Annotated in this window: 14 protein-coding genes and 1 riboswitch; of the genes, 12 read left to right on the top strand and 2 right to left on the bottom strand. The window is 41.9% G+C overall.

Annotated elements, in window-relative coordinates:
* Positions 1-4 precede the first annotated feature (4 nt).
* The 4 genes from NST73_RS13260 to NST73_RS13245 all read left to right on the top strand — a co-directional run bounded on the left by NST73_RS13260 (position 5) and on the right by NST73_RS13245 (position 5,562).
* Positions 5-1,483, top strand: a complete 1,479-nt coding sequence (locus NST73_RS13260) for an alpha-N-arabinofuranosidase (RefSeq protein WP_144679838.1) — start codon at positions 5-7, stop codon at positions 1,481-1,483.
* A gap of 246 nt (positions 1,484-1,729) precedes the next feature.
* Positions 1,730-2,044 (top strand): thioredoxin, encoded by a 315-nt coding sequence (trxA, locus tag NST73_RS13255; protein ID WP_007501629.1) that lies wholly within the window; start codon positions 1,730-1,732, stop codon positions 2,042-2,044.
* A 139-nt stretch (positions 2,045-2,183) separates the two neighbouring features.
* Positions 2,184-3,956, top strand: a complete 1,773-nt coding sequence (gene uvrC, locus NST73_RS13250; RefSeq protein WP_041506756.1) for an excinuclease ABC subunit UvrC — start codon at positions 2,184-2,186, stop codon at positions 3,954-3,956.
* Between the two features lie 61 nt (positions 3,957-4,017).
* Positions 4,018-4,195: riboswitch (Lysine riboswitch) on the top strand.
* Positions 4,196-4,326: 131 nt separating this feature from the next.
* Complete coding sequence (locus NST73_RS13245) at positions 4,327-5,562, top strand: aspartate kinase (RefSeq protein WP_056705939.1); 1,236 nt, start codon at positions 4,327-4,329, stop codon at positions 5,560-5,562.
* A 43-nt stretch (positions 5,563-5,605) separates the two neighbouring features.
* On the opposite strand, the gene NST73_RS13240 is transcribed toward NST73_RS13245, so the two are convergent.
* The gene (locus NST73_RS13240; protein WP_058336559.1) at positions 5,606-7,354 is read right to left on the bottom strand and encodes an ABC transporter ATP-binding protein; all 1,749 of its coding nucleotides are present in this window, start codon (positions 7,352-7,354) and stop codon (positions 5,606-5,608) included.
* 129 nt (positions 7,355-7,483) lie between these two features.
* On the opposite strand from NST73_RS13240, the gene NST73_RS13235 reads away from it, so the two are divergent.
* Genes NST73_RS13235 through NST73_RS13225 form a run of 3 tightly spaced genes read left to right on the top strand, consistent with a single transcriptional unit; the run spans position 7,484 to position 12,289 of the window.
* On the top strand, positions 7,484-8,941 hold the full coding sequence (locus tag NST73_RS13235) for an ABC transporter permease (RefSeq protein ID WP_342499142.1): 1,458 nt from the start codon (positions 7,484-7,486) through the stop codon (positions 8,939-8,941).
* Positions 8,942-8,954: 13 nt separating this feature from the next.
* On the top strand, positions 8,955-10,475 hold the full coding sequence (locus NST73_RS13230; protein WP_235672208.1) for an ABC transporter permease: 1,521 nt from the start codon (positions 8,955-8,957) through the stop codon (positions 10,473-10,475).
* 20 nt (positions 10,476-10,495) lie between these two features.
* A complete protein-coding gene (locus tag NST73_RS13225; protein WP_096881713.1) occupies positions 10,496-12,289 on the top strand; it encodes an ABC transporter substrate-binding protein in 1,794 nt (597 codons plus the stop codon).
* Positions 12,290-12,421: 132 nt separating this feature from the next.
* On the opposite strand, the gene NST73_RS13220 is transcribed toward NST73_RS13225, so the two are convergent.
* Complete coding sequence (locus tag NST73_RS13220; protein WP_008345974.1) at positions 12,422-12,865, bottom strand: YslB family protein; 444 nt, start codon at positions 12,863-12,865, stop codon at positions 12,422-12,424.
* Between the two features lie 283 nt (positions 12,866-13,148).
* On the opposite strand from NST73_RS13220, the gene NST73_RS13215 reads away from it, so the two are divergent.
* The 5 genes from NST73_RS13215 (at position 13,149) to NST73_RS13195 (ending at position 17,691) form a co-directional block, all read left to right on the top strand.
* Positions 13,149-13,757, top strand: a complete 609-nt coding sequence (locus NST73_RS13215) for a succinate dehydrogenase cytochrome b558 subunit (protein WP_007501622.1) — start codon at positions 13,149-13,151, stop codon at positions 13,755-13,757.
* Between the two features lie 37 nt (positions 13,758-13,794).
* Positions 13,795-15,555: a succinate dehydrogenase flavoprotein subunit gene (gene sdhA / locus NST73_RS13210; protein ID WP_007501620.1), complete on the top strand. Its 1,761-nt coding sequence runs from the start codon at positions 13,795-13,797 to the stop codon at positions 15,553-15,555.
* 1 nt (position 15,556) lies between these two features.
* A complete protein-coding gene (gene sdhB, locus NST73_RS13205) occupies positions 15,557-16,321 on the top strand; it encodes a succinate dehydrogenase iron-sulfur subunit (protein WP_072367454.1) in 765 nt (254 codons plus the stop codon).
* Positions 16,322-16,444: 123 nt separating this feature from the next.
* Positions 16,445-16,903 (top strand): thioesterase family protein, encoded by a 459-nt coding sequence (locus NST73_RS13200; RefSeq protein ID WP_007501614.1) that lies wholly within the window; start codon positions 16,445-16,447, stop codon positions 16,901-16,903.
* Positions 16,904-16,974: 71 nt separating this feature from the next.
* Positions 16,975-17,691, top strand: coding sequence for a biotin--[acetyl-CoA-carboxylase] ligase (locus tag NST73_RS13195; RefSeq protein ID WP_041506811.1), 717 nt, complete (start codon positions 16,975-16,977; stop codon positions 17,689-17,691).
* The last annotated feature ends 143 nt before the right edge of the window (positions 17,692-17,834 follow it).

Below are 17,834 nucleotides of genomic sequence, written 5' to 3'. Positions count from 1 at the left end.
ACAAGTGAATGGGACAGTAAAAGTGAATGAAGTGATTGGACGCATTTCTAAACACATCTATGGACACTTTCAAGAGCATTTAGGAAGAGGAATTTATGACGGCATTTGGGTAGGGAAAGACTCATCGATTGACCATATTGAGGGGATGCGTACCGATGTACTAAAGGCACTTCAAGCCTTACATATCCCGGTGCTGAGGTGGCCGGGCGGCTGTTTTGCAGACGAGTATCATTGGGCAAACGGCGTCGGTGATCTGAGTGAACGAAAGCCGATGGTGAATACTCATTGGGGTGGCACCGTTGAATCAAATGCGTTTGGTACACATGAATTTATGAGACTGTGTGAATTACTTGAATGTGAGCCTTATATTTGTGGAAACGTTGGAAGCGGTTCTGTTCAAGAATTAGCAGAATGGATTGAATATATCACATTTCCTAAGGGGACACCTATGTCGGATTGGCGGATTCAAAATGGAAAACAAGAACCGTGGGAGCTGACGTATGTTGGTGTAGGCAATGAAAGCTGGGGATGTGGTGGAAATATGACGCCAGAGTATTATGCAGACTTATATAAACGCTACCAAACGTATGTGAGAGAATTTGCTGGTCAGCGCATTTACAAAATCGCATGCGGTGCGAATTCAAATGATGTGAATTGGACAAAAGTATTAATGGAGCGCGCAGCGCCTTGGATGGATGGGCTCAGTTTGCATTACTATACGGTCCCAGGAACATGGGAGAAAAAAGGGTCTGCGACCGATTTTGATGAGGATGAGTGGTTTACAACGCTGAAAAAGGCGTCTGAAATGGAGCGGCTTGTCGTGGAACACGGAAAAATCATGGATCGTTATGATCCAGACAAGCGAATCGGGATGATTATTGATGAATGGGGGACATGGTATGATCCAGAACCGGGGACAAATCCAGGGTTTTTGTATCAGCAAAACACATTAAGAGATGCTCTAGTCTGTGCCTTGCATTTTCATATTTTTCATCGCCATTGCCAGCGGATTCATATGGCGAATATTGCCCAGACCGTCAATGTGCTGCAAGCGATGGTGTTAACGCAGGACGAAAAGATGCTCCTGACACCTACCTATCATGTATTTCACATGTTTCAAGTGCATCAAGAAGAAGAAGCGCTTGAAGTAGAATTGAATGCGCCTTCATATGAACGCCGGGGTGAAAAAATCCCTCAAGTTAGTGTGTCAGCCTCGCGCTCATCTGACAAGATGCATATTAGTTTATGTCATGTGAATCCCCATGAAAAAGCAGACGTATCTCTTGCGATAGAGGGAATCGATGCAAAAACGAAGGTCACTGGCCGTGTGCTGACTGCTGATCAGATGAATGCGCACAACACGTTCGATGATCCTCATTCCGTTCAGCCTGAGGACTTTCGGCAATTTGCTGTTAAGCACGGCGAGCTGACTATTGATCTGCCGCCTATGTCGGTTGTAATGTTGACCGTCGATCTGGCTTGATCGCATATTTCAATGTTTGATGAGAAGAATGTTGGGGCATCATACATTGTAAATGAAGCGGAAAGGGAGTTATGTCATATGCTTAGAACCATTCTGATGATCATCGGTGCGATTGTTGTTATTGGTGCGATTATACGGTTTGTTTTTTAATTCATTTCATAAAAAATGATTCGTAAGCATTTCATTCGCAAGTCACATTGGTAGATGCTATACTAAAAAGCATAATTTACATTGGAGGAATGAATAATGGCAATCGTAAAAGCTACTGACGCAACATTTTCACAAGAAACTGCAGAAGGTGTTGTTCTTGCAGACTTTTGGGCACCTTGGTGCGGACCTTGTAAAATGATTGCTCCAGTTCTTGAAGAACTTGATCAAGAAATGGGCGATAAAATGAAAATTGTAAAAATTGATGTGGATGATAACCAAGAAACTGCTGGTAAATATGGCGTTATGAGTATCCCAACACTTCTTGTTTTAAAAGACGGTGAAGTCGTCGAAACGTCTGTTGGTTTCAAACCAAAAGAAGCACTAGCTGAGCTTGTAAACAAACATCTATAAACCGATCTATGCCCGCGTGGCATGATCTCAAAAGCGGTTCTCGTATAGTCGAGAGCCGCTTTTCTTTCATCGTGGTATAAAACAAATGTTCGTGATACACTAGAAGGAGTGAAAGTGGAAAACAAGGACGGATGAAAATATGAACAAATTGATCAAAGAAAAGCTGTCAGTCTTACCTGATCAACCAGGCTGTTACTTAATGAAAGATAGACAAAATACGATCATTTATGTGGGAAAGGCAAAGGTATTAAAAAATAGGGTCCGCTCTTATTTTACAGGATCTCATGATGCCAAAACGCAGCGGCTTGTCAGTGAAATCGAAGACTTTGAATACATTGTCACCTCTTCAAATATTGAGGCACTTATTTTAGAGCTGAATTTAATCAAAAAATATGACCCGAAATACAATGTCATGCTCAAGGATGACAAAACGTACCCTTTTATTAAAATTACGAATGAACGTCACCCTAAGCTGATTGTCACCCGCAATGTGAAAAAGGATAAAGGGAAATACTTCGGTCCATATCCGAACGTACAAGCAGCAAGAGAAACGAAAAAGCTGCTCGACCGTTTATATCCACTTAGAAAATGTGCGACACTCCCTGACCGAGTCTGCCTTTATTATCATCTTGGACAATGTCTTGCTCCGTGTGTGTATGACATTTCTGAAGAAACGAATAAACAGCTCGTCGACGAAATCACAAGATTTCTAAACGGAGGACATCAGCAAATCAAGAAAGAATTAACAGAAAAGATGCAAGAAGCGGCCGAACAATTAGAATTTGAGCGGGCAAAAGAACTGAGAGATCAAATCGCATACATTGACTCAACGATGGAAAAGCAAAAGATGACGATGAGTGACTTATCCGATCGTGATGTGTTTGCCTATGCTTATGATAAGGGCTGGATGTGTGTCCAAGTCTTCTTCATCAGACAGGGGAAATTAATCGAACGTGATGTCAGCCTATTTCCGATGTATCAAGACCCTGAGGAAGAATTTCTCACGTTTATGGGGCAGTTTTATGAAAAGAACAACCATTTTCTTCCGAAAGAAATTTTGGTGCCGGACAGCGTCGATCAAGAGATGATTGAGCAATTGCTTGAAACGAATGTTCATCAGCCGAAAAAAGGAAAGAAAAAGGATTTGCTTTTACTTGCCCACCAAAACGCCAAAATTGCTCTCAAAGAAAAGTTCTCGCTTATAGAGCGTGATGAAGAACGGACAATTGGTGCAGTGGAGCAGCTTGGCGATGCACTCAATATTTATATGCCATACCGGATTGAGGCGTTTGATAACTCCAATATCCAAGGAGCAGACCCCGTATCCGCTATGGTTGTCTTCCAAGACGGGAAGCCGTATAAAAAGGAATACCGAAAATACAAAATTAAAACCGTTGAGGGGCCCGATGATTATGCTTCCATGCGTGAAGTCATTAGAAGGCGGTATACCCGTGTGTTAAAGGATGAACTGCCGCTTCCTGACTTGATTTTAATCGACGGAGGAAAAGGACAAATCAACGCAGCCATAGATGTGCTCGAAAATGAATTAAATCTGTCTGTTCCTGTGGCAGGTCTAGTGAAAGATGAAAAACACAGGACATCGAATCTTATGATGGGTGATACGCTTGAAATTGTTGCGCTGGAGCGGAATAGTCAGGCCTTTTATTTATTGCAGCGTATTCAAGATGAAGTGCACCGATTTGCGATTAGTTTTCATCGGCAGCTGCGCGGGAAGAATGCATTCCAGTCTATTCTAGACGATGTCCCAGGTATCGGGGAAAAGCGCAAAAAGCAGTTGCTGAAACATTTTGGCTCTGTGAAAAAGATGAAAGAAGCCTCTATCCAGGATTTTCAGGACGCTGGTATTCCGAAACAAACGGCTGAACTTTTAATGGAGGCATTAAAAAAATAGATTGTACTTTTTCCAAAAGTCTGTTAAGATGTGACTAATTTAATAAATGAACGTGTTGTTTGTTGAAGATAGAGGTGCGAACTTCAAGAGTAAGCCTTCAGAGATCGAGGGGATCTAGGAAGAGGGCTGAAAGGGGAGCGTCGCCGAAGTGAATAAAATCCACTCATTTTATTCGCTGGCTGTACATTGAAGAAATGTAGGGCTGTCAAGAATTCATTTCTTGGAGGGCTATCTCATTGTTTGCATCGTTTGATGATGATTTTAAAGCAATGGGAGATTTGTTCTCTCATTGCTTTTTTATTTGCAGTGAACAGAGCAGTCTCCGCAGCCTCTTCTCTCACACGTGATCTTTTGAAAAAGGGTGGTAGACATGGGACTAATTGTACAAAAATTTGGTGGAACATCTGTTGGATCGACAGAAAAAATTCGCAATGTCGCAGAGAGAGTCATCGCTGAACGCGAGGCAGGAAATGATGTGGTCGTGGTTGTGTCTGCGATGGGCAAATCAACGGATGTTCTAGTAGACCTAGCGAAAGAACTCACAGATGATCCAAGCAAAAGAGAAATGGATATGCTACTGACAACTGGTGAGCAGGTGACCATTTCATTATTAGCAATGGCACTCCAAGCAAAAGGTTATGATGCCATTTCCTTTACAGGCTGGCAAGCTGGGATGAAAACAGAGAAGGTGCACGGAAATGCAAGAATCGTGGACATCGATGAAGCAAGAATCAAAGAAGAACTGAGTGCGGGAAAAGTCGTCGTTGTAGCAGGTTTCCAAGGAATTGCGGATGATCTACATATTACAACACTTGGGCGTGGTGGATCAGACACGACTGCTGTGGCACTAGCTGCGGCACTCAAAGCGGACAAATGTGATATTTATACGGACGTACCAGGTGTGTTTACAACAGATCCTCGTTATGTGCCATCTGCGCGAAAACTTGCAGGAATTTCATACGATGAAATGCTTGAGTTAGCCAATTTAGGAGCAGGTGTGCTGCATCCGAGAGCGGTCGAATTTGCAAAAAATTATCAAATCCCACTAGAAGTCCGTTCTAGTATTGAAAATGAATCGGGTACGTTAATTGAGGAGGAATCATCCATGGAACAAAATTTAGTTGTAAGAGGCATTGCATTTGAAGATCAGATGACACGCGTGACGGTATGCGGCCTTTCAAGCGGTTTAACAACGCTATCGACGATTTTTACGACACTTGCAAAGCAAAATATCAATGTCGATATCATCATTCAGTCTGTCACAAGCACCAATCAGACCTCCATCTCTTTCTCTGTGAAAACGGATGATTTGTCTAAAACAGTTGAAGTATTAGAAGAATACAAAGGTGCGCTTGGTTATGAGCAGATTGAGACAGAAAGCAAATTAGCCAAAGTATCCATCGTGGGTTCTGGTATGGTTTCAAACCCAGGCGTTGCGGCTGAAATGTTCGCTGTGTTAGCTCAAAAAGACATTCAAGTGAAAATGGTCAGTACGTCTGAGATCAAAGTCTCAACAGTCGTTGATCGTGAAGATATGGTGAAAGCGGTAGAAGCCCTTCATGATGCGTTTGAATTATCAAAGGTGAGCGCCGCTGCTCATTCTTAAACAACAAAAGAGGTGTACCCATTGTAGCGGGTACACCTCTTTTTTATTGTGCTGTTGGAATGGCAACCCAGTGATCTTTTGATATTTCTACTAACTCTGCATTCTGTAAATGATAAGGATCTTCGTCCATCTGTTCTGCCGAAACGAACCTTTCCTTCTTTGCTTCCACTTTAGGATCAGGTATAGGGATAGCTGAAAGTAACGATTTTGTGTAGGGGTGCTGCGGATTGTTGTAAAGCTCCTCACTTTCGGCTAATTCAACAATTTTACCAGCATACATCACAGCCACTCGGTCACTAATATGTTTCACCATCGACAAATCGTGTGCAATGAATAAATAAGTCAACCCAAGCTTTTTCTGAAGATCCTCTAATAAGCGTACGATTTGCGCTTGGATAGAAACATCAAGTGCAGACAGAGGTTCATCACATACAATCAATTGTGGTTCGACGGCAAGCGCCCTTGCGATTCCAATTCTCTGGCGCTGTCCTCCGGAGAATTCATGAGGGTACCGATCGGCATGTGACGGCTTGAGGCCAACCATCTCAAGCAGTGCTTCCACCCTTTTTCTTCTTTCGGTGTTGTTTGTGCTTAACCTGTGGAGATCAAGCGCCTGTCCGATAATATCCAGCACTTTAAAGCGAGGATTTAGAGATGAATAAGGGTCTTGAAAAATCATCTGCATATGCCGCCGCATCGTTTTCATTTCTTTTTTCGACAGACGGTGGACTGGAATGCCTTGAAATAAGATATCTCCATCTGTTGGTTCGTTTAAGCGCAGGATCGCTCGGCCAGTGGTTGATTTCCCTGAACCTGATTCGCCAACAAGCCCCAGTGTCTCTCCGCGTTTAATCAAAAAATCAATCTGATCAACCGCTTTTAGCACATGCCCTTTACCGATTTGAAAGTGCTGAGATAATGATTTAACTTTCAGTAAAGGCGGATGATGTTTGATATGTATGGCATCAAAATCTTTCTTGTTTTTTTTCTTTTCATGTAAACGAGGCAAAGAATTGAGAAGCTGTTTTGTATATTCATGCTGAGGGTTTTCAAACAATTCTTCTGTTGTATTGGATTCGACAATTTTTCCTTCTTTCATCACAACCACTCGATCACACATTCCGGCAACAACGCCTAGGTCGTGTGTGATGAAAATAATCGATGTCCCAAATCGTTCTTGAATATCCTTCATCACATGTAAAATTTGGGCTTGTATCGTCACATCGAGTGCAGTTGTTGGTTCATCTGCGATAAGCAAGGCTGGCTGAGAGGCTAAAGCGATGGCAATGACGATCCGTTGACGCATACCGCCAGAAAATTCATGCGGATATTGCTGATAGCGCTCCTTACTATGCTGAATTCCTACAAGTTTCATCAGGTCAATGGCCTGTCGTTTGGCTTCTTCTTTTGAAAGCTTCTTGCGTTTGATCAAGCTTTCAGCGATTTGGGGGCCGATCCGTATCGTTGGATTGAGAGACGTCATAGGGTCTTGAAAAATCATGCCAATATCCCGCCCTCTTACAGCCTGCATTTCTTTTTCCGTTTTTGTTGTGAGTTCTTCCCCCTGAAAGGTGATGCTTCCTGATTTTAAAAAAGAAGGAGGTGATGGAAGGAGTTGTAAAATACTCCGGGCTGTTACGCTTTTCCCGCTTCCTGATTCCCCGACAATACCAAGTGTTTCTCCTTTGTTTACTTCAAAGCTAATGCCACGGACAGCTTCTAATTCGCCATCTCGTGTGTGAAAAGATATATGTAAATCCTTCACTGTTAGAAGAGGTGCTAAATCCTTCAATTTTTTCCACCACCTGTATGATATGGATATTGACTTTCAAATGAAGCTAGCATAAACTTTACTATACAGATCGGAATAATGCAATTAACTTTTTGGAACGAACATTCATGTGAAAGGGGGAACGATGGGTTGTCGAGAATGGTAGCTGTAAAACATGATGAGATTGGCGGCGTATCTCATCCATCCTGGGTTAGTCGAATATTTCAAGACATTCAATCGCGCCGCGCATATCAATTAGTGCTGTGGATTGTTGGTTTACCCGTGCATTTGTTTGTGTTTTTTTATTATTTACATAAGAGTAAACAAGATACATATATTCATGTATTAGAAGAAGTGAAGGCTCGTTTAGATGTTTCCGGTGTTAAAGAGAAAATGAGAGCGGATATTCAGCAGCAAGTGTTGAGGAAAAAAGAATTCTTCCATGAAAAAATAGATCCACATGAGATCGACAGCCTCACTCACCAGTGGACAGAAGAAGCCTTTCAAAAAACAGTGAAATTGAAGGTTGAGGAAGAGCTCAAAAAACAAGGTCAGTCGAAAGTCACGTTTCACACGGTTTTTGCTTCACTATTATCTAACCGGCTTTTTCTTATGGTGACATTGATTCCAGGCTTACCAATGTACATTCTGCTTTTTTTATACCGGCATGCATTCTTGAAATATGTTGTTGAACGGCTGCTTATGAGTGTATTGGTGATTATCGGTGTAGTCATTCTTGTCTTTACCATTCTCTATTTCTCTCCATTTGATCCAGCAGTAAATATTCTTGGAGAATCCGCAACAAAGGAGCAAATCGCCGCTTTTAATCACCTATATGGTCTAGATCAACCATATATCCAACAGCTTTGGAATGCTTTAAAAGGACTTTTCACATTTGATCTAGGAAAATCGTTTACCGGAAATGAAGAAGTGGCAACAAGCATAGCGAGTAAATTTCCTATCACGCTCACATTAGCTGTTTGGTCACTCGTCATGGCGATTGTGATTGCCATTCCAATAGGGGTTATTTCTGCAACAAGACCGTATTCATTTTTTGATTATTCGTTCATGTTTATCGCATTACTTGGGTTGTCTATTCCAAAATTTTGGCAAGGACTCATTTTCATTTTGAACTTTTCGATTAAATGGAAATGGCTTCCCGCCACGTATTCCCCAGAAAATTGGTTATCGTTACTCATGCCAGTCATTGTCCTTGGTACGGGGTTAACTGCCTCGATTGCTCGGATGACCAGGTCATCTATGCTCGAAGTTATTCATGAAGATTACATGATTACAGCAAAAGCAAAGGGGCTAAGTCAGCAGTATATTCTATGGCGACATGGAATTGGCAATGCCATGATTCCGATTATTACCGTCATTGGACTGCTTTTCGGCGGCATGCTTGGAGGAGCGGCTGTTACAGAAAAGGTATTCAACATTAGTGGGATTGGAAGCTATATTGTTGATAAGCAGTTTATTCCTGATATTCCGAGTATTTTGGGAGGGGTTGTATATGTGGCGATTACCATCTCCGTCGTGAATGTCATCATTGATATTTTATATGCATTTTTTGATCCTCGTATTAGATCAAAGATGAAACAATATTGAAGTAGGTGTAGGAATGTCAGCAACGATGAAGTCGATTCACTCTCATGAGCAGCATCACGTGAAAAAGCGGTCTATCGAGTATATTGGCGCAAAATTCACATCTGTTGCATCAATTGTCATGACCATTCTTTTCTTTATAAACAGCGTTGATATTGCGAATCAAACCGTGAAGCCACTGATGTTCAGTGTATCTTTTATTTACCTTTTCTTTTCGCTTATTCAAGTCAGTATTACATGGAAAATGAAGAATGATCTAGAAAAGACAGGTGTAATTCAAACCTTCACGAGGCGTCTAGGTTATGTGCAGCTGTTGAGTCTTTTGGCCGGTCATCTCATCATCACCGTTTTTGCCTTTAGTCTCATAAAAGAAAGAAAATCTCTGGCATATATATTTGCTTTTTACATGCTGATCAATCATATCGTGATCATGGCTTTGTCCGCTCTTAATTTATTCAAACCCTATGTAACGGATTCCTTTCCACTTGCTATGCTGATTCTGCTTGTCATCGGTCTCTTTTATACGGCAGTATTTGTGTTTGTCATCAAGCAGGAGGATAGAAAGGTATCACCGGTAGCAGGAACATATTTTGCTATTGCCCTTGTGTTTTCATCTGTGATGGGCAACGTATTTGCTCTTCTTCTTGCGATACAGCTTGTGGTGAAAACAGGACATATCAAAAAATATCGTTTTGAAAAATGGCGTTCCATCTGGGAGAAAATAACGAGAAACCAAGCAGCGATGCTAGGACTGTTGTTCATTGTTTTTGTTTTTTCTCTGTCAATGTGGAGTGTGTTTACCTTCGATTATGACTTGGCGGTTGAAAATCAATATGGTGCTATTTTGCAAACACCAAGTCTTGCTTATCCACTTGGAACTGATCAATTTGGCCGTGATGTATTTTCGCAAATTGTCTTTGGGGCAAGAATTTCCTTACTCGTTGGCTGCATTTCAACCCTTATTCCAGCTGTCATTGGAGGTTTTTTGGGGGCGATTGCAGGATACTACACGCCAAAAATAGATCATGTCATTATGCGGCTGCTGGATGTTCTTTATGCCATCCCTGGCATATTGCTGGCGATCGCGATCATTGCAGCATTTGGAGCCAATATTGTGAACTTGATCATTGCTCTTAGTGTAGGAGCGATTCCGACCTATGCCAGAACAATGCGTGCCAATGTCATGATGATTTCTAATCTCGAATATGTTCACTCAGCCCGTGCATTAGGTGCTAGTGATTGGTCTATTATTTTTAAAGAAATTGTCCCTAATGCACTCGCGCCGATGATTGTGAAAGCCACTTTGACAATTGGGTCGGCAGTGATTGCGACAAGTAGTTTGAGTTACTTGGGCCTTGGCGTTGAACCTCATATTCCGGAATGGGGAAATATATTAAAAGCGGGGAGTACCTATCTAGAATCTCATGCCTATCTAGCAATTTTTCCAGGGCTCGCCATTATCATGCTTGTCTTATCATTTAACTTTTTAGGTGACGCATTACGGGATGCGTTAGATCCAAAATTAGATGAAATGTAAAAACACAAGGGGGAAATATTATGAAAAAAAGTGTATTACCATTGCTCATCATATTGCTTCTCGTATTAGCAGGCTGTGTCAATACGAAGTCAAGTGTAGGAAATGAAGAAGGTAGTCAAGCGTCGAAAGAAACCATTGAATTACTTGGAATGAGTAGCAGTGAAGATGACCTGAATATTGTTCGAGATCAATTGGTCAAGAGTGGATTTAAAGTAAAACTCAATATTCAGCCTGATTATGGCAGCTATACAGCTCAAAAGGATGCCGGGAATTATGACATTGTTCTTTCGAGTTGGACGACTGTGACGGGGAACCCTGATTATGCGGTTCGTGGCCTGTTTAAAACCGGTGCTGATAACAGCATCATGTCAGATAAACAAATCGATCAATTGATTGACAAAGCAGCAACAGAAACGCCTGTCGAATACATTCAAACGTATCAAGAATTAGAAAAGCGTCTCGTCTTTGATAAGGCCTATATTGCGCCGCTTTACAATTCATTGAAAGCTCAAGGTGTGAACAAAGGTGTGATCAATGAGAAGACCGTTCGTCTAGCTAAATCTCGGGCAGTTGCATGGGAATCAATTGATTTTAACGATTCATCCAAAAGAAATAAAGATCCGCTCATCACGCAGCAGGCACTGGCTTCCCTTACATCGCTTGATCCGATCAAAGGCAATGATGGATCAATTAATACACTGAATACAAATATGTATGTAAGACTTGTGAATTTGACAGATGATGATAAAGTCACATCAAAAGGTTCACTTTCTTGGAATCATGCCGCAGCAAAAGATAAAACACATTATTACTTCTTATTAAGAGACGATATCCGTTTTGCAAAGGTGGAGAATAAAAAAGCGATGGATTCGGGTGAACGCGTAGGTGCAGATGATGTGGTTTTTTCGCTGAACAGAGCCAAGGATAAAAACGCAGTACCAGACCATCGTACATACTCATTGCATGAGCATATTCAAAGCGCAGAGGTTGTTACCGATCTATCTGAACTGAAAGCAACATCTGGTAATGGCGGTACGATCAAAGAAGAATTAGAAAAAGATGTGCAACAGAAGGTGCAAAAGCTCGTAAAAGATAAAGAAGATGCAGACAATCAAGCAGGTGCGTATCAAGTGGTCAAGATCACGACAACAGAGCCATTCCCGCAAGTATTAAATTATTTAGCCCATCAATCAGCAGGAATTGTTTCTAAGAAACAGATAGAGCGTGTAAACACATATGATATGGATGCCTTTGATCCAGCAAAGGATATCCCATATGGTGATCAGCGTACAATCACGGAAGGAAAAATGTATAACAATCAATTGTTTGCGAGTGGTCCATACATTTTATCGTATAAAAACGATTATGAAGCCGTTTTTTATAAAAACCCTGCATATATGAAAGGCACAGAGAACGAGCCAAACATTTCTCAAGTCACCGTTCGATTTATTGAAAATCCTGATAGTGCACTGTCTGCACTTCGAAATGGTGAAATTCATATTTTTAATGGTATTCCTGAAACAAAATATGATGTGGTCGAGAAAGACAGCAAGCTCGCCTTGCAAAAAAATCAGAGCAATGCGGTTGCTTATCTATTATTTAACACATCTAAACGCGAAGTGGCAAAAAGTGAAGAATTACGAAAAGCCATCCTTTACTCAATCAATCAAGAGGAATTCGTCAACTTCTATCAAGGTCATAAAAACAAGGCTTCATCCACAGTCAGTCCGCTTGTCGAAACAAAAAATGAGTTAAAGCCAGACGCAGAAAAGGTGAAGGGATACTTAACGACATATCAAAAAAGTAAAAAATGAACAAGGAGCATCTACTCCGAATGGGGGTAGATGTTTTTCTGATGAAAGGAAATCCAGCTTCTGTGTGTATGCTATGATAGAAGGGTATATAAAAAAGGCGTGACACGAAGTCCTCGCCTTTCATAAGCAGTGTTAGCTAGGGTCTCTTAAATCCCATTTAACGGTTAAAATGACTTTATCAGCACGCTTTTTTACTTGTTCATAGGATTCAGCCACGTGCTCATTGAGAAGCTGAATCTGTTCAGCGATAAAACCTGCTTCCATTTGAAAGCATGGCTCCTTTTGATAGCTGAGTCGATTCGATACAAGTGGACCTTCGAGCTCAAACTCAATTTCCTGTTTTTTAGAATGGACCATCGTGAGAGTTCCCCATCCGGCATCATGGAAAAATTCGGGGATCTTTTCCCATGACTCTTGAGGAAATTTACGAGCAAGCAGTTTACCCGCAAAATACATCATAGATGAATGATCCTGACCAAGAATGTCAGGCAGCAGAACTTCGCGTATCAGCTCGTAGGCAAATCCATTGACTTCAATTTCTTTTAGCTGTTCTAAGTTAGATTCGAATTTATTCATTGTATGGCTCCCCTCTTTCAACAATTTATTATAGCTTATGTGGGCATATGATGACAGAGTTTTCCCTGAAGTCTAAGAAATTCTTATTGTAGTAAAACGAATTTTGATTTAAAACTTTTAAATTTCGGAAAATTTTAATTTATGTACGCGGTTTCTTGACGCTTTTTTGACATAGGAGTAAAATGAAATTGTCAATAAATTTGAATAAAGTGCTTACAATTGAAAGAAGCGGGGGTAAGACAATTTTCAAGCAATTGCACTTTTTTTACTAGGGGGTAAAGTAATGTCGGGGAACAAAGAATTTTTTTATCGGAGATTGCATTCTTTGCTTGGCGTCATTCCGGTCGGTCTATTTTTAGTACAGCACTTAGTGATTAACCACTTTGCGACGAATGGACCAGAGGCGTTTAACAAAGCTGCACACTTTATGGAACAGCTTCCATTCAGATATGCACTTGAGCTGTTCGTGATTTTCTTACCACTGATCTATCATGCTGTTTATGGGGTGTACATAGCCTTTACGGCACAAAACAACACGTCTCGCTTCAGTTACTTAAGAAACTGGTTGTTCAGACTGCAACGGATTACAGGTATCATCACATTGATTTTTGTCACTTGGCACGTATGGGAAACACGCATTCAAGCGCAGCTTGGAGCTGAAGTAAACTATGACATGATGGCGAATATTTTAAGCTCTCCATTTATGCTAGGTTTTTATATTGTCGGCGTTTTATCTACTATTTTCCACTTTGCTAATGGCTTGTGGTCATTTGCTGTCAGCTGGGGAATTACAGTTTCACCACGCTCACAAAGAATCTCCACATATGTGACATTAGGTATATTTATAGCGCTTTCATATGTAGGGCTAAGAGCAATTTTCGCTTTTGTTTAAGAGGAAATAGATTAGTAGAAGAGGGAGAGGGGCTACAATGAGTAATTCTAGCATCATCGTTGTCGGAGGCGGCTTAGCTGGTCTCATGGCAACTATCAAAGCAGCAGAAGCGGGAACAGCTGTTAAACTATTTTCAATCGTACCTGTGAAACGTTCGCATTCTGTTTGTGCACAGGGCGGAATTAACGGAGCGGTCAATACAAAAGGTGAAGGAGATTCACCTTATGAGCATTTTGATGACACGGTATATGGCGGAGACTTTTTAGCTAACCAGCCGCCAGTAAAGGCAATGTGTGAAGCAGCGCCGTCCATTATCCACTTACTTGATCGTATGGGTGTAATGTTTAACAGAACACCAGAAGGATTACTGGACTTCCGCCGTTTCGGGGGAACACAGCACCACCGTACAGCATTTGCTGGTGCGACAACAGGTCAGCAGTTATTATATGCACTAGATGAGCAGGTTCGCCGCTATGAAGTAGCGGGGCTTGTGACGAAATATGAAGGCTGGGAATTCCTTGGCGCTGTCTTAGATGACGAGGAAGTATGCCGAGGCATTGTCGCGCAGAACTTGACGACAATGGAAATCGAATCCTTCCGTTCAGATGCTGTCATCATGGCAACAGGCGGCCCTGGTATCGTATTCGGTAAATCAACGAACTCTATGATTAATACTGGATCAGCTGCATCGATCGTTTATCAGCAAGGTGCTCATTATGCTAATGGAGAATTCATTCAAATTCACCCAACAGCGATCCCAGGAGATGACAAGCTGCGTCTCATGAGTGAATCAGCTCGTGGTGAAGGTGGACGTGTTTGGACATATAAAGACGGAAAACCTTGGTACTTCCTAGAAGAAAAGTACCCAGCATACGGGAACCTTGTACCGCGTGACATTGCAACGCGTGAAATTTTCGATGTATGTGTGGAGCAAAAGCTTGGCATCAACGGAGAGAACATGGTGTACCTAGATCTTTCTCACAAAGATCCAAAAGAGCTTGATATTAAGCTTGGCGGAATCATTGAAATCTATGAAAAATTCATGGGTGATGACCCGCGTAAGCTTCCGATGAAAATTTTCCCGGCTGTTCATTATTCAATGGGCGGATTATGGGTTGATTATGATCAAATGACGAATATCAAGGGCTTGTTTGCTGCCGGAGAATGTGATTACTCTATGCACGGCGGAAACAGACTTGGTGCAAACTCATTGCTTTCTGCGATTTACGGCGGAATGGTTGCTGGACCAAATGCTGTGAAATACATTAGCGGTCTTGAAAAGTCTGCAGAAGATTTATCATCTGCAACATTCGACAGTGCCGTGAAGAAAGAGCAGGAGAAATGGGACAACATCCTTAGCATGGATGGCACAGAAAATGCATATGTGCTTCATAAAGAGCTTGGAGAATGGATGACGGACAACGTTACAGTGGTTCGTTACAACGAGAAGCTCTTAAAAACAGATGAGAAGATTGAAGAACTAATGGAGCGCTATAAGCATATTAACATCAACGATACAGCTTCATGGAGCAACCAAGGCGCTGCCTTCACGCGTCAGCTTGACAACATGCTTCAGCTGGCACGCGTCATTACGATTGGGGCTTACAACCGGAATGAAAGCCGAGGCGCACACTATAAACCGGAATTCCCAGAAAGAAACGATGAAGAATTCCTAAAAACAACGATGGCTACGTTCAAAGGGAAAAACCAAAAACCTGCATTCCACTATGAGGACGTCGATGTATCGTTAATTGCACCTCGTAAACGAGATTACTCGAAGAAAAAGGTGGAGAAATAAGATGAGTGAAAAAAACACGATTCAATTTATTATCACACGTCAAGATACAGCAGATGGCAAGCCTTATGATGAGGAATTCGAAATCCCTTACCGTCCGAATATGAACGTCATTTCTGCACTCATGGAAATCAGACGTAACCCGGTCAATAAAAAAGGTGAAAAAACAACGGCGATCAACTGGGACATGAACTGTCTCGAAGAAGTATGCGGCGCTTGTTCCATGGTCATTAATGGAAAGCCTCGCCAGTCATGTACAGCACTGATCGACAAGTTAGAGCAACCGATTCGTCTTCAGCCGATGAAAACTTTCCCGGTTGTGAGAGACTTGCAGGTTGATCGAAGCCGTATGTTCAATTCATTGAAAAAAGTCAAAGCATGGGTGCCAATCGATGGCACATATGATCTTGGACCTGGACCAAGAATGCCTGAGAAAAAGCGTCAATGGGCGTATGAGCTTTCGAAGTGTATGACATGTGGTGTCTGCCTTGAAGCTTGTCCAAACGTAAATGATAAGTCTTCCTTTATGGGCCCTGCACCGCTTTCACAAGTTCGTTTATTTAACGCACATCCGACAGGTGCAATGAATAAGTCTGACCGCTTAGAAGAAATTATGGGTGATGGCGGTCTTGCAAACTGCGGGAACTCTCAAAACTGTGTGCAGGCTTGTCCGAAAGGAATCCCGCTCACAACATCAATTGCAGCACTTAACCGAGATACAACATTACAAGCTTTCCGTAATTTCTTCGGAAGCGATCACGCAGAATAACATCACATTCAGTCCTCCTTGCCAATCATGATGAGTGTTTACAAGAGGCTGGATGCAAAAACATAACAAACGCCTCTTCCAATACGGGAGAGGCGTTTTGTTTGCGAATAAGGAGTGGATCAAATGAGGCTGCCGTCATATATTGAAGAACCGTTTGAAGAGTGGAGGGCATCGTTTCGATTTTATGTGGAAACAACCGTCCGTTTTTCAGAAACGGATATGTTTGGTCACATGAACAATGTCACCCCGTTTGTGTATTTTGAAGAGGCACGGATTGCCTTCTTTCAAAAAACGGGAATTGTAGATAAACGAATGAAGCGAGCGAGAGAGACGATTACGGTCGTGGCAAACCTTCAATGTGATTACATCAAGCAAGTGGAAATCGGTGAGAGGCTGCGTGTGTATGTAAAGCCAGAAAAGGTTGGATCAAGCTCTCTCATCCTTCATTATTTAGGAGAAAATGAACAGCAAGAACCGTGTTTTACAGGCTCAGTCACCATGGTGCAAATAAGTAAAGACACCGGTGCCCCTGTACCGTTTACAGAAGAGGAAAAAGAGACTTTTCAGGCCCAGCGACATTAAAGAATCACGGGTGAATGCTTCATTTTGTTATAATAAAAAGATCATATGAAGATGAAACAAAAGGAGAGCACATGAAGATTTTTCAATACGACACCATTGATAGTACAAATAATGAAGCGAAAAGGCTTATTCAGCAAGGAGAAACCCCTTCATTTGCTGTATATGCCCGGCAACAGACAGCAGGGAGAGGCAGGCTTGGCAGACCGTGGGAAACGCCTACAGGGAATGTAGCTGTCACGATGACAGTAAAACCGCCAGTAGATATCTCCACCCAATCAACGATTGCCCCGCTGACGGCACTCGCCATTTATGATGTACTCAAACCACTCATGAGAGCAGAGGATCAACTGGCAATCAAATGGCCAAATGATCTATTGATTAATGAAGCGAAAGTATCTGGCACATTAATTGAAGCAGACCGCAGCGCCATTTACATCGGTGTGGGCATCAATGTAGAGACAAAGCCCGAGCACGTTCCGTATAAAACCGTTTGCCTATCAGAACTGACTGAGGTGAAAGCGGACCAGCTAGTGAAAGATTTGGCAGCGGCCTTTGAAAAATACCATGCACGCTGGCAAATGGAAGGATTTGAAGCCCTCATAGCCCTCTATAACAAACGATTATATCGGCTGAATCAACCGCTTCGTATTTCATTAGATCGTGAAAAGCAAACATGGCAGGAAGGGATTTGCTGTGGTGTGAACCGTTATGGTCATATTCAGTTAAAAGATGATCAAGGACATATAAAAGCCCATTCAGCAGGAGATATTGATGCACCGCCCAAGTAGACAATTTCTTGTTCGATGAGTGTGTAGACAAACCGTTGCATTCGGTGTTAGAACGGAGTTGCTTTAAGATCTTCAAACTGAAAAAAAGACAAAGAGCTAAAATCAGTTCATTTTAGCTCTTTGTCGACATGATGACGTCTCAT

Source organism: Bacillus sp. FSL W7-1034, from assembly GCF_038593365.1.
In the GTDB taxonomy this organism is placed as follows: Bacteria; Bacillota; Bacilli; order Bacillales; family Bacillaceae; genus Bacillus; species Bacillus altitudinis.
This window is presented reverse-complemented; position numbering and strand designations above follow the sequence as displayed.